This is a genomic window from Psychrobacillus sp. FSL K6-2836 (assembly GCF_038003085.1).
Lineage (GTDB): Bacteria > Bacillota > Bacilli > Bacillales_A > Planococcaceae > Psychrobacillus.
Genome location: NZ_JBBOOM010000001.1, coordinates 3,621,783 through 3,633,678, shown reverse-complemented (window position 1 = coordinate 3,633,678; position 11,896 = coordinate 3,621,783). Strand labels below are relative to the sequence as shown.

The window sequence follows — 11,896 nt, the reverse complement described above, 5'->3', positions numbered from 1 at the left end:
AAAATGAATATTTGGGGCTCTTTTTTTTGAGTATTGTTCATATACTAAAATTTGTTAATTTGAAAAGTATGGATAATATTTAACAACCGTCACCAAAAAACTAATCACTATAAATGCTAAAAGCCCCAAAGTAATAGGTGTCATCTTAAATTGAAATGGCATTATACCCCCGGTGTCTAGACCATTCTGTCCTTTTGCAAAAGCATTATATTCGTTATTTGTTTGATTGTTATTTAATTGAAATAACCAAACACACCCAAATATAGCAAGTCCCCCTAAAAATATCGTATCTATGAAACTCCATCCAAAAAAAAGTGAAACTAACCAAAGTGAAAGTGTTTCAATAGCTACTGTAACTGCAATAATATAAACTTTATCCATTAAACTTACCCCCTATTAGAACTTTAAGATTTTTCTGATTTATTAATTCTAATACGGATTTCCAAACTAAAAAGATTCATTTTTTGAACTGACCAAGTCCACTTTTTAAAAAGCACCTCTTCTTATCATAGATATTCAACACCTTCATTAATTCCACCTTATTAAATTAATTGTTACTTATATCAAAAAAATCAGAAACAATATAGTTTCTGATTTCCACTTACATATAAACTTGTATTAACAACTGGAAAATTCGTCTCTTCACTCTCTATTGAAAAAGATATTTACGTCTCCTAATTAGCATTAATCACCATTTGTCTCATGAAATACACTATCAGTTATTTTCGGAAATATTTCTCTGAACTTTTCTGCTTCTTCTTCATTAACCTTAAATAGAATAATTTCCGAACCATAATGACCTATTTCCATCTGTTCAACTCCATCCTCTTGGAAGAACATCGTGAACCACTTTAACCCACCCTTTGGATCAACAGAATAATTTCTAAAATAGAGCCTATTTTCATCCGTTAGATTAATAGTAACTACTCTCATCAATCCCTCTGTTTGAACAGAAACTGCTCGAGAATTTAACTCTTCTAATACGTCTAGTTCCTCCATCCAACAATGGATAACCACTTCTTGGAATTCAGTTGTATATTGATCCCACAAATCCTCCCAAAAACTAGTATCTATAGGAAAAGAGGATTTTCCTTCTACACTCATTGTCTCAGTTGTCACTACAACATTGCCCATTATTAAACCCCTCTCTCATTTTTCATCCAGTGACATGCATCTTTAACTACACGTCTATTTATTTTGCTTGGAAAGAAATGTGTGAACTCTGGATAGTACCATGTTTCAACTGGTATACTATTCCCTATTAATGCCTGTTCTAAAACCTTTGCGTGCTCAAAAGAAACATTTGTATCTCGTTCCCCATGTATTATTAAAGTGGATACTTTCAATTCCCCTATATGAGGTAATACATCTCGCTGCTCATACCCCAATGGATATTTAGTTGGGGTTCCACCGATAACTCGTTTCATCATCTTTCTCATATCTAATCTTTCTTCATAAGTTAAATAAATATCGGAAACTCCCGCCCATGTTACTAAGGATGTAATATCATTACGTAAAATAGCAATCCATAATCCCATGATTCCACCACGAGAAAATGCAAATAGGTGAATCCGTTCCGGTATACAATATTGCTTTAGTACATCTACTCCGCAGATGGCATCCCAGCGATCCTCTCCAGCAAATTCATCTCTTCCTTCCCCACCACGATTACCGCGATAATACGGTGCAAATACGATAAATCCTTCAGATGCAATTTGTGCAATTCGTGCTGGCCGAACCATGCCAATACTTTGCATGCCGCCTCGACAATATAAAATACCTTCATAGCTTCCTGCCTTTTTTGGCGAAGCTAACATTCCTTTAACTCGAAGACCACAGGACCAATATGTAATTTCTTTCAATACAATATGAGGGTTTGGAGATGGATAGATTCGAACCTTTTCAATCGTTCCATTTATTTTCAACTTCATTCACCTTCTTTAAAATGGCTTTCATTCCATCATCTTTCATATGGAAACTTAAATAATCACTATGTGTGAGTTCCTCTGAAGATAGCCAGAAAGCACCTTCAGTCTCAAAGCTTGTCCGCTCTTTATTAATATACCCAACTTCAGCTATATAAACAGTTTTACAAAAAGGGATATTATCCATTACCATATATTCTGCAAGCCATTCTAGCTTCACTATATCAACATTTGTTTCTTCTTTTGTTTCTCTAATTGCAGCTTCAACTAAAGTTTCCCCTCTCTCTGCCTTACCACCTGGAAACTCCAATCCTCTTTTAGGATGCTTCGTCAATAACCATTTGTCTTTATGCTTTGCTAAAACAAGTACATGTTTGGATGCAATTGAAAAGCTTCCTTGTTGAAAGGATAACTTCACTTGATAGCCGTTTAAATCTTCGAAAGAGATCATTTTCTGATTCCCCCTTGTTTTCTTTAAATTTTAACATATGAATAAGAAAAGACTTAGCCCAGTAAGAGCTAAGTCTTTAAGTATCCTCTATTTGGGAGGCCCCATTTTGTAATCCTCATTACCTTCTTCTCTATTTTGTGCAATATTCTGCTTTGATTTATCTTGTGGATTTTGATTAAGAAGGGAACTAACATTTCGATACGTTACTGGATTTTCATTTCCTTTTCTGTTTAAATTTTTACTCATAATTGAACCTCCATTCTTCTTTGAAAATAAGGTAGCTGTTCTATAAATCTTTTCGCGTCACCTGAAGTGAATTCATGAATCCATGCATACACTTTCTTTAGTCTTCTATCGTATTGATCATTTTCTCCATCCACATGATATGGCTTCACGGACATTGGTTCATGTGCTCGTAGAAAATTTCTGCTTTGTACATTTTTCATTTGATAAAAAAGTCTTTCAAATACTTTAATTTCATTTCGAGTAGCAGTTACTTCAAATTCCCACTGAGATTCATCGGGATAAGCATATACTTGCTGACTCTTTACGGAGATATACACTTTGTATAAGGTCATTTTCACACATCCTTTTATAAGAGTCTGTGCGGAAAATAAAAAAACATGCACTTAAAGCGCATGTTTTTTAAGCTATGAGAATATACTTTCTACTCAGTATCTATCTAGGCTCTGACGCCTAGCCCCTTGAGTCGTTTCAGAATGGCAGGTAAAGGCAAAGAACGCCTTTACTGTCATTCTTTCAACGCTTTTAGGCGGCCCACAGGATATGGGTCAGTCAGTTGTGGCGACACGATGTCGCAAACTTAGACTGAATTCCTATAAATAGGCGCCTCCCTTTTCTTTTTAAGCTTGAATGTCTACAACTGATCCTTTATTAGGATGTGGAGCAGCTGTTTGAGGCATGTCTTCCAACATTTTTACCGCTACTACAGTTTCCATGTTCATAGCATTTTGTAATACGCTCATTTGCACGGTTTGTTGCAACTGTAGTAAATTAGATGACATTATGGAGTTTATATCCATAGAAATCCCTCCTTCATAACAAGCTTTATATCGGTTAGCTTAGATTATAATGAAGTACATATTATTTATTTGTGTCTCCTAAAAATGCATTTAACATCCATTGATGTTTTTCTGTTTTTTGGTAAATTGCATTTAAAATATCTTCTGTCATATCATCTTCATCTTTTGCTGCTTCTTCCATCCCTTTTTTAAGAGATTTCATGATTTTATCAAAATCGTCTACCACAGTTTCTACCATTTGGTCAGCCGACTCTTTACTTGAAGCTTCTTTTATCTCTGAAAGCTCCAGATGTTCTGTTAAGGTTGCAACTGGTTGTCCACCTAGTGTTAATAAACGCTCTGCAATTTCATCCATATTAAGTGTAGCTTCGTTATATAACTCTTCGAATTTGGCGTGTAAAGTAAAAAATGACGGCCCCTTTACATACCAATGGAAATTATGTAATTTAGTGTACATAACCGACCATGTTGCTACTTGTTTATTTAGTTCTTTGTTTAGTGCTGCTGACATAAAATTGTCACTCTCCCTTTAAATATAGTTGCTTTCTCTTTCAATATACCTCTAATTTTCATACAATAAACATAACGATAAGTTAATTGGAGTGAGCAATAATGGTATTTTGGATATTAGGTGCAGCAATAATACTAAGTATTTTTGGCTTTTCTTTTTTATACAAGCTAGCTATGAATGACAAGCCTTCGAAAATTGATCCAAAACCTAAGGATGCTGAATAATCCATGAAGCATATAATTATATCTATTTTTCGCTTTTATCAAAAGTTTATCTCGCCACTTTCCCCACCTAGTTGCCGTTTCTATCCAACATGTTCTCATTACGGAGTAGAAGCAGTTCAAAAACACGGGGCAATAAAAGGAAGCTTTTTAACGATAAAAAGAATTTCCAAGTGCCATCCTTTTCATGAAGGTGGCGTTGATCCCGTTCCTGATGAATGGCCTTTGAAAAAATAATAATTCAAAGGCTATTTTTTTCTTGCTTTTTTTTTGATAATACTGTAACCTAATGAAGTTATCAATTTTCAAAGCGTAATCATTACTATTTAAGGAAGTGAGTTTATTGAAACGTATAATTATAGTTAGTGTTCTTTTTATATTATTATTCTTAGCTGCTTGTGGAAACAGCGAAGAGAAGGTAGAAAACGACAATCAACCGGTACAAGTTTATACAACTGTGTATCCATTACAATATTTTGCTGAACGTATTGGAGGAGAATCTGTGGACGTCTCTTCTATCTATCCAGCAGGAGCAAATGAGCATACTTTTGAGCCAACACAAAAAGATATGATGTCACTTGCTGATGCTGATTTATTTTTTTACATAGGACTTGGCTTAGAGGGCTTTGTAGAAAATGCTAAGAAGACATTAGCAGAGGAACATGTGAAGATGGTGGCCACGGTAGATGCCGTATCAGATGAACAATTGGAAGAATCTGATCACGTGCATGAAGAGGCTACTACAGAGGAATCACACGATCACGAGCATGAGGAAGCTACTACAGAGGAATCACACGATCATGCACATGAGGATACTACTACAGAGGAAGCTCATGAGCATGAAGATGAATCAGCAGAAGAGCATGACAGTCATGAAGGTCATGATCATGGAAATATAGATCCACATGTTTGGATATCACCTAAAATTAGTCAAAGTCTCGCACTTTCGATTAAAGACTCTTTAGTGGAAATTTCACCTGAGCAAAAAGAGACTTTTGAAAAAAACTATGAGGAACTTATTAATGAACTTCAGCAATTAGATACAGATTTTGAAGAAATGGCACAAACTGCTAAGAACAAAACATTCTTTGTCTCACATGCAGCATTTGGTTATATAGCAAACACCTATGGCTTAGAACAATTAGCAGTAGCTGGATTAAATTCACAGGATGAGCCATCTCAAAAAGAGCTGACGAAACTCATTGATTTAGCAGAAGAAAAAAATATAAACTATATTTTATTTGAACAAAATGTTTCATCAAAACTAACCGAAGTGATTCAACGAGAAATTGGTGCAGATAGCTTAGTACTGCACAACTTAGGCGTATTATCAAAGGAAGATATTGAAAACAAAGAAACTTATTTTACATTGATGAACAAAAACCTAGAGACATTAAAAACCGTTTTGACTAAGTAATATTGTTACTGATATAAAAAGCAACTTCTAAATTGAAGTTGCTTTTTAACAATCATATGAATTTTAATAATTCTCTTCTTACTAATTTATTGGCTCCATTGCGAGGGAGAGCATCTATAAAGTAATATTCCTTTGGTAGCTTATATGATGCAATTTGAGTCTTCAAAAAGGTCTTTAACTCATCTATAGTAATTTGCTCTTTTATAACAATAAATGCTATTGGTATTTGGCCCCATTTGTCATCCTGACGACCTGTAACCCCTGCTTCAATTACCGCTGGATGTTTGATGAGTGCTTGCTCTACTTCTGCTGGATAGATATTTTCCCCACCTGATATGATTAGATCTGAGCGCCGATCGACAACGAACAAATATCCTTCCTCATCCATATAACCGATATCCCCGGTATGAAGCCAGCCATCTATTAAAGGACTTTTGGATTCAGCTGCTCCAATATATCCTGTTGTCACATGGGGTCCTTTAATACAAATTTCTCCCAATTTTTCTTTTCCTTCAATCTTAACATCTGCAAAGAAAAGTGGCTTTCCAGCTGAACCAAGTTTGCGAATGGCATCCTCACTCGATAACGTAGTTGTTTGGGAGGAAGTTTCCGTCATACCATATGTTTGAAGTATGGGTATATTACGTCCAATTGCTCTTTCTAAATAAGACAAAGGAACAGGTCCTCCTCCAACTAGCATCGATTGAAAAGAGCTGGGAACAAGCTGATTTCTATTTTCTAATACCGTTAAAATTCGTTCTAGCATTACTGCAACTAAAGACATTCTAGTAGCTATTCCACCTACTATTTCATCTGCCACAATTTCTGCATCAAATTTAGTATGGAGACTAACTGTCATTCCATAAAACAATGATCTCATGAGAATAGAAAATCCACTAATATGAAATAGCGGCACTGTACATAGCCAGCAATCATTCGGATGCACACCTAGATGTAGAGCAGAACTAGTTGCATTCATCACATGATTTTCTAACGATTGGCGAACTCCTTTTGGACGACCAGTAGTCCCCGATGTATACATAATAGTAATCGTGCGATCTTTAGACCACTCAGCCTCAATAGAAAAAGGCTTTCTAATTTTGTCATGAATATCTGCATAGGAGAACTTTTGAATATAACTTAAATTTCTCTTTTCCAGGTTATCTACAAGCAATGCATCTGGTTTGCTGTCGTAGAGCTGGTATTTCAATTCTTCATCACTCAAACGTTCATTTAACATAACTATCTCACAACCAAGCTGCATACATCCATATAGTGCGATGACTAATTGAGAATTAGAGGAAGCTAATACAGCTATCCGCATCCCAGGTAGGATACCTGCTGAATGTAGTCTTTCTGCAAATGTCGTTGATTCATCGTAGATTTGTTGAAATGTCCATTCTTCTCCTAAATAGCATAATGCTAATCGGTCGGGTGTTAAACGGGCACGTTTTAAAAGTAAATTCGGAAACATTGTATCACCCTCCTTTATGCAATAATCTGGTACCATTGGTTAATTTGATATACTCTATGTAAAAAAGCCATCCTATAAAAGGATAGCTTCTTACTTACAGAGGTTCACTCATCACGGGAAACGTGGGAATTGACCAAAATCTGGTTTGCGTTTTTCTTTAAAAGAATCGCGACCTTCTTTTGCCTCATCCGTTGTATAGTAAAGCAGAGTTGCGTCACCTGCTAATTGTTGAAGACCTGCTAAACCATCCGTATCTGCATTCATCGCAGCTTTTAAGAAACGAAGTGCTGTTGGACTCATTTCTAGCATTTCCTCACACCATTGAACAGTTTCATCCTCTAATTGCGCGTATGGAACTACCGTATTGACTAATCCCATATCAAGTGCTTGCTGTGCATCATATTGACGGCATAAGTACCAAATTTCACGCGCTTTTTTATGTCCGATAATGCGTGCTAAATAACCAGAACCGTAGCCGGCATCAAACGATCCAACCTTAGGTCCAGTTTGTCCAAATCTCGCATTATCAGCAGCAATTGTTAAATCACATACTACATGTAAAACATGTCCGCCTCCAATTGCATATCCAGCTACCATTGCTACTACTGGTTTAGGGATTACACGGATAAGACGTTGTAAATCTAGTACGTTTAAACGTGGAATTTCGTCTTCTCCTACATATCCACCATGTCCACGTACTTTTTGGTCTCCTCCTGAACAAAATGCATGCTCACCTTCACCAGTTAAAATAATGACACCTACATTTTGATCGTCACGAGCACGAGAAAATGCATCAATCATTTCCATTACTGTTTTAGGGCGAAATGCATTACGCACCTCAGGACGGTTAATAGTTACTTTAGCAATTCCGTTATAAAACTCATACTTAATGTCTTCATATGTATGTAATGTTGTCCATTCGCGAGTCATCTTACATCCTCCTTTAAAATAATATCCTCTACTATTGTAGCAAACAATTCAGGATTTTCCACATGAATTGCATGACCTACATCCATAATTTCTTTATGTGCAGCTTTTGGAAGGTATTTTTTCATCTCTTTCGCAAGCTTGCTAAACTTTTCATCTAGCTCTCCAGTTATCAAAAATGTTGGTGTGACGATTTCTTCGAGCTTGTCCCAATAGGAAGGCTGCACGCCAGTACTAAATCCACGCAAGCTATTAGCTAACCCTATTTCAGAGCCCGCAAGTCGCTCCTGTCGTATGTGCTGTTTTTTCTCCAAAGTTAGTTGTCGCTGAGAATGAAATAAAGGAATTCCTTCCCAAAAATCCACAAAGGATGTGAGTCCTTCATTCAATATTCGGTCCGCAAGCTGCTCATCTGATTGTTTTCTATTTAAACGTTCTTCTTTATCAATAAGACCAGGAGAACTACTTTCAAGTATAAGCTTTTTTACAGGATATTGGCTTGCATAGGGAAGAGCCAATCGACCACCCATTGAATAACCAACTAGCGTAAAATTACTCCACTGAAGCTGCTGAAACAATGCTTGTAAGTCTGCAATCTGCTCCTCTACAGCATAACGGGATGAAATCATAGGCTTAGAAGTTTCTCCGTGCCCAATAAGATCAATGGTTAATATATCAAATGTTTTAGGTAGAAATGTAATCACTTCATCCCAGGAATGTCTAGATCCCGTAAAGCCATGTAAAAAAACGATTCTTTCCTTTGCTCCATTATTATATCTGTTGAAATGGATATCAATCCCACGGACATTTACAGTTGTACTTTCCAAACCGAGTCCAGCTCCTTCGAAATATCAGTCCATAATTTGCGATGTGTTTCTGTATTAACTTGTCTATTCGTAAATACTTCTATAATACGAATATCCTTCGACTTCTCTTCAGCTAATGCATCTTTAAAGCCTTCCTTCGAATGAACTGCAGTATACTGAGCATTATACATAGCTGCAATATGTGAAAACTCTAATCCTGTAGGAGTACCAAATAAATGTTCAAAATAATTGGTTTCAGTAGATTGGGATAAATAAGAGAAAATTCCTCCACCATCATTATTCATAACGATAATTGTCATATCGGTTGGGTGGAATCGAGTCACAACCAAACCATTCAAGTCATGTAGAAACGCTAAGTCTCCAATTAAAAGATATCCTGGACGATCTAATGCCGCTTGAGCTCCGAGTGCTGAAGAAACTACTCCGTCTATTCCATTAGTTCCTCTATTCGCATAGAGCAGAATATCCTTAGTCGTTTTATTGAAAAAAGTATCTACATCTCGAATAGGCATGCTGCTACTAGCAAATAAATAAGACATATCAGGCAATTTTTCAAACAACATTCCTGCTAATGCACCTTCATCTGATTCATTTTGGATATAATTGTTCACATGCTTAGTCGCTATTTCATTTGCTTGAGACCAGGAATTTGTATATGAAGAAGCTGCCTTTTCCAGTGCTTTGATCCATAATGATTCAGCCTCAACCTGTACATGATGAGTAGCGATATGAAGTGAATCACGGAATAGAGGGCTTTCATCTACAACAATAAACACTTTAGGCTTACAAGACTTTAAAAACAACATTAAGGGCTTAGAAACTGGTTGAGCTCCAAAACGGATTACTACATTTGGACCAGCCTCTTTTTTAAAAGTATCATTTTTAAGAATAGCGTCGTATTGATCAACACATAAATCCATACAATCATCAGGTACAGACGTTCTTAAATTCGATAACGGGTCAACTAGAACTGGCCACTGTACCATTTTTGCAAATTCCCAAAAACCATCAGTAGTTGGAAGAGAATCTCCAACTATAAATAATCCCTTTTCTTCATTTTGAAGAATATCTTTATACCATACTAAAAATTCTTCACTAGGTACTAGCTTTCCTATCTCCGGTACTTGCATATTCACTGTTGGTAAGGCTTGCTCCATATCAAGTAATAACGGTTCACGGAATGGTACGTTAATATGGACAGGACCCATCGGAAAAGCTTTAGATGTAGACACTGCACGCTGAATATGACGCTCTACAAATGCCAAATTTGCTACATCCTTTTCAGGTAAGGGAAAGTCAACTGTCCACTTCACATGCTTACCGTATAAATGAAGCTGATCAATTGCTTGAGGTGCGCCTACTTCTCTTAGTTCATGTGGACGATCGGCTGTAACGACCAATAAAGGCACTCGAGCGTAGTATGCTTCCACTATAGCGGGAAAGAAATTTGCAGCTGCGGTCCCAGAAGTACATAAAAGTACAACAGGATTTTTTTTTGCTTTTGCAATCCCCAGCGCAAAATAACCAGCAGAACGCTCATCTATTTGACGATAAAATTGAAAACCCTCACTTTTGGCAAATGCATAAGCAAGTGGAGTAGACCTTGAACCAGGACACATAACAATATCCTGAACCCCTGCCTGTTTAATCGTTTCTACAAAGTGATTGACATAAGATGTTAAATACTCGATGTTAGTCATTCATATTTCCTCCAAGTGTTCGAAGCATCGGACGGAACTTCACTCGTGTCTCCTCAAATTCATCCAAGGATGATGATTCGGCAACAATTCCACCACCTGCATATAAATAGGCATGTTCATTTTCCACTAAAGCGGAACGTATCCCAACAGCGAACTCACCGTCTCCTTCAGCATTGATCCAGCCAATAGGTGCAGCATAATATCCACGGTTCATCTGTTCAGACTCACGAATAATCTTAATCGCATCCTGACGAGGCTCTCCCCCTAATGCTGGAGTTGGATGTAAAGCCTGTACTAGCTCGAATAGCGAAGAATCCTTTTTAAGATTCCCTTCTATCGGAGAATATAGATGCTGAATATCTCTGATTTTCATAAGCTTTGGTCTAGTAGGTACTTTAATATCCTCACAATATTGCATAAATACTTTCTTAATCATTTCAACTACATATTTATGCTCACCTAAATTTTTGGAATCTGACAATAAAGAATCTCCTAGCTCTTTGTCCTCGAGAGAATTTTTCCCTCGTCTTATAGAACCCGCTAGTCCAGCAGATTGTGCTTTATCATTTTCCACTTTTACTAATCGCTCAGGTGTTGCACCAAAAAAGATTTTCTCATCATTCTCTATACCAAACAAATAACTCTCTGGTTGTTCCATTGAAGTATTATATATTGCTGTAGCTGGAGAGAAATTATCGTCAAATGTTAGTTTTAGTGATCTTGCAATTACTACCTTTTGTACTTCATCTTCTCTTATTCTTTTCGTTACATCCTCCACCGCATGCAAATACTCATCCTTCAAGCGATCTTCTCGGTTGATTAGGGTTGGTTTGGCATGTACCTTTAACTCTTTTACTTGAGCAGTGTGTATTAGTGTGTCTCTTTCTATACGTAGCTGTTCAAAAGTTTCCGTGCTCTTCGCTTCATCCGTAATATAGTGAATATTTACAAATGCTTGGTCATGTCGAATAACTAACTGAAATGTAGATACGACAAAGAATGCAGACGGAAATGTATCCCATTCCGACTTAATCTTGTTTTTCGGATCAAACGCGAATCCCCCAAAAAGAATAGGAGATACATCTGCTTTTTCCTTTAATGATGACTGGCATAGTTCCTTCCACTTCATATCAATATCCTTGTATCTATCATCTTCTAAATTATTTGTAATTGTATGGGCATGTCCCAACCCTACTAAAGTGAGCGTTTTCTCTTTGTTTTGCCAAAAATAACGTTTCCCTTTATATATTTCGTCCCCTGCCTCAAAAAAGGCTTGTGCGGATAATCTTGATACTTCTATCGTTTCCGTATAAAAACGGTATTTTGTATTAATGGCACCGGTAGTTTTCGGCATAAATATGACCTCCGTTTAATAACTACTCTTTTATCTAGGATAATTA

At 36.6% G+C, this 11,896-nt stretch carries 16 protein-coding genes; 3 read left to right on the top strand and 13 right to left on the bottom strand.

Translation table 11 applies throughout. The annotated features are described in order from the left end of the window. Positions 1–54: 54 nt before the first annotated feature. The 8 genes from MKY37_RS17585 to MKY37_RS17550 form a co-directional block, all read right to left on the bottom strand. Positions 55–381: a hypothetical protein gene (locus MKY37_RS17585; RefSeq protein WP_340778982.1), complete on the bottom strand. Its 327-nt coding sequence runs from the start codon at positions 379–381 to the stop codon at positions 55–57. A gap of 303 nt (positions 382–684) precedes the next feature. Continuing rightward, the gene (locus MKY37_RS17580; protein WP_340778981.1) at positions 685–1,134 is read right to left on the bottom strand and encodes a hypothetical protein; all 450 of its coding nucleotides are present in this window, start codon (positions 1,132–1,134) and stop codon (positions 685–687) included. A gap of 2 nt (positions 1,135–1,136) precedes the next feature. Beyond that, positions 1,137–1,925 (bottom strand): alpha/beta hydrolase family protein, encoded by a 789-nt coding sequence (locus MKY37_RS17575; protein WP_340779971.1) that lies wholly within the window; start codon positions 1,923–1,925, stop codon positions 1,137–1,139. After that, positions 1,903–2,376 (bottom strand): NUDIX domain-containing protein, encoded by a 474-nt coding sequence (locus MKY37_RS17570; RefSeq protein WP_340778980.1) that lies wholly within the window; start codon positions 2,374–2,376, stop codon positions 1,903–1,905. Before MKY37_RS17570 ends, MKY37_RS17575 begins: the two co-directional genes overlap by 23 nt. Positions 2,377–2,463: 87 nt before the next feature. After that, entirely contained in the window at positions 2,464–2,622 is a 159-nt protein-coding gene (locus MKY37_RS17565) for a hypothetical protein (RefSeq protein WP_340778979.1), read from the bottom strand. Continuing rightward, on the bottom strand, positions 2,619–2,954 hold the full coding sequence (locus MKY37_RS17560) for a transposase (protein WP_340778978.1): 336 nt from the start codon (positions 2,952–2,954) through the stop codon (positions 2,619–2,621). The genes MKY37_RS17565 and MKY37_RS17560 overlap by 4 nt, the downstream gene beginning before the upstream one ends. Positions 2,955–3,239: 285 nt before the next feature. Further along, positions 3,240–3,419: a putative motility protein gene (locus MKY37_RS17555; protein ID WP_340778977.1), complete on the bottom strand. Its 180-nt coding sequence runs from the start codon at positions 3,417–3,419 to the stop codon at positions 3,240–3,242. Positions 3,420–3,480: 61 nt separating this feature from the next. Further along, positions 3,481–3,930, bottom strand: a complete 450-nt coding sequence (locus tag MKY37_RS17550) for a Dps family protein (RefSeq protein WP_340778975.1) — start codon at positions 3,928–3,930, stop codon at positions 3,481–3,483. 101 nt (positions 3,931–4,031) lie between these two features. On the opposite strand from MKY37_RS17550, the gene MKY37_RS17545 reads away from it, so the two are divergent. The 3 genes from MKY37_RS17545 (at position 4,032) to MKY37_RS17535 (ending at position 5,568) form a co-directional block, all read left to right on the top strand. Continuing rightward, on the top strand, positions 4,032–4,154 hold the full coding sequence (locus MKY37_RS17545) for a hypothetical protein (protein ID WP_269915822.1): 123 nt from the start codon (positions 4,032–4,034) through the stop codon (positions 4,152–4,154). Positions 4,155–4,157: 3 nt separating this feature from the next. Further along, positions 4,158–4,388, top strand: coding sequence for a membrane protein insertion efficiency factor YidD (yidD, locus tag MKY37_RS17540; RefSeq protein WP_340778972.1), 231 nt, complete (start codon positions 4,158–4,160; stop codon positions 4,386–4,388). A gap of 106 nt (positions 4,389–4,494) precedes the next feature. Beyond that, complete coding sequence (locus tag MKY37_RS17535; protein WP_340778971.1) at positions 4,495–5,568, top strand: metal ABC transporter solute-binding protein, Zn/Mn family; 1,074 nt, start codon at positions 4,495–4,497, stop codon at positions 5,566–5,568. 52 nt (positions 5,569–5,620) lie between these two features. Here MKY37_RS17535 and MKY37_RS17530 read toward each other — a convergent pair whose 3' ends face one another. From MKY37_RS17530 to MKY37_RS17510, 5 genes are all read right to left on the bottom strand, one after another. Beyond that, positions 5,621–7,042 carry an o-succinylbenzoate--CoA ligase gene (locus tag MKY37_RS17530; protein WP_340778970.1) on the bottom strand — a complete coding sequence of 474 codons (1,422 nt, stop codon included), beginning with the start codon at positions 7,040–7,042 and terminating at the stop codon, positions 5,621–5,623. 111 nt (positions 7,043–7,153) lie between these two features. Beyond that, on the bottom strand, positions 7,154–7,972 hold the full coding sequence (gene menB, locus MKY37_RS17525; RefSeq protein ID WP_090564459.1) for a 1,4-dihydroxy-2-naphthoyl-CoA synthase: 819 nt from the start codon (positions 7,970–7,972) through the stop codon (positions 7,154–7,156). Further along, positions 7,969–8,796 carry a 2-succinyl-6-hydroxy-2,4-cyclohexadiene-1-carboxylate synthase gene (menH, locus tag MKY37_RS17520; RefSeq protein ID WP_340778969.1) on the bottom strand — a complete coding sequence of 276 codons (828 nt, stop codon included), beginning with the start codon at positions 8,794–8,796 and terminating at the stop codon, positions 7,969–7,971. The genes menB and menH overlap by 4 nt, the downstream gene beginning before the upstream one ends. Beyond that, positions 8,778–10,496, bottom strand: a complete 1,719-nt coding sequence (gene menD, locus MKY37_RS17515) for a 2-succinyl-5-enolpyruvyl-6-hydroxy-3-cyclohexene-1-carboxylic-acid synthase (RefSeq protein ID WP_340778968.1) — start codon at positions 10,494–10,496, stop codon at positions 8,778–8,780. Before menD ends, menH begins: the two co-directional genes overlap by 19 nt. Next, positions 10,489–11,850: an isochorismate synthase gene (locus MKY37_RS17510; protein ID WP_340778967.1), complete on the bottom strand. Its 1,362-nt coding sequence runs from the start codon at positions 11,848–11,850 to the stop codon at positions 10,489–10,491. The genes menD and MKY37_RS17510 overlap by 8 nt, the downstream gene beginning before the upstream one ends. Between the last annotated feature and the right edge of the window lie 46 nt (positions 11,851–11,896).

Bases quoted from the DNA above. Each gene is read 5' to 3' on its own strand.
- MKY37_RS17585 (WP_340778982.1), bottom strand. From the start codon at position 381: ATGGATAAAGTTTATATTATTGCAGTTACAGTAGCTATTGAAACACTT.
- MKY37_RS17560 (WP_340778978.1), bottom strand. From the start codon at position 2,954: ATGACCTTATACAAAGTGTATATCTCCGTAAAGAGTCAGCAAGTATAT.
- MKY37_RS17570 (WP_340778980.1), bottom strand. From the start codon at position 2,376: ATGATCTCTTTCGAAGATTTAAACGGCTATCAAGTGAAGTTATCCTTT.
- MKY37_RS17550 (WP_340778975.1), bottom strand. From the start codon at position 3,930: ATGTCAGCAGCACTAAACAAAGAACTAAATAAACAAGTAGCAACATGG.
- menD (WP_340778968.1), bottom strand. From the start codon at position 10,496: ATGACTAACATCGAGTATTTAACATCTTATGTCAATCACTTTGTAGAA.
- MKY37_RS17555 (WP_340778977.1), bottom strand. From the start codon at position 3,419: ATGGATATAAACTCCATAATGTCATCTAATTTACTACAGTTGCAACAA.
- MKY37_RS17545 (WP_269915822.1), top strand. From the start codon at position 4,032: ATGGTATTTTGGATATTAGGTGCAGCAATAATACTAAGTATTTTTGGC.
- yidD (WP_340778972.1), top strand. From the start codon at position 4,158: ATGAAGCATATAATTATATCTATTTTTCGCTTTTATCAAAAGTTTATC.
- menB (WP_090564459.1), bottom strand. From the start codon at position 7,972: ATGACTCGCGAATGGACAACATTACATACATATGAAGACATTAAGTAT.
- MKY37_RS17530 (WP_340778970.1), bottom strand. From the start codon at position 7,042: ATGTTTCCGAATTTACTTTTAAAACGTGCCCGTTTAACACCCGACCGA.
- MKY37_RS17510 (WP_340778967.1), bottom strand. From the start codon at position 11,850: ATGCCGAAAACTACCGGTGCCATTAATACAAAATACCGTTTTTATACG.
- MKY37_RS17580 (WP_340778981.1), bottom strand. From the start codon at position 1,134: ATGGGCAATGTTGTAGTGACAACTGAGACAATGAGTGTAGAAGGAAAA.
- MKY37_RS17565 (WP_340778979.1), bottom strand. From the start codon at position 2,622: ATGAGTAAAAATTTAAACAGAAAAGGAAATGAAAATCCAGTAACGTAT.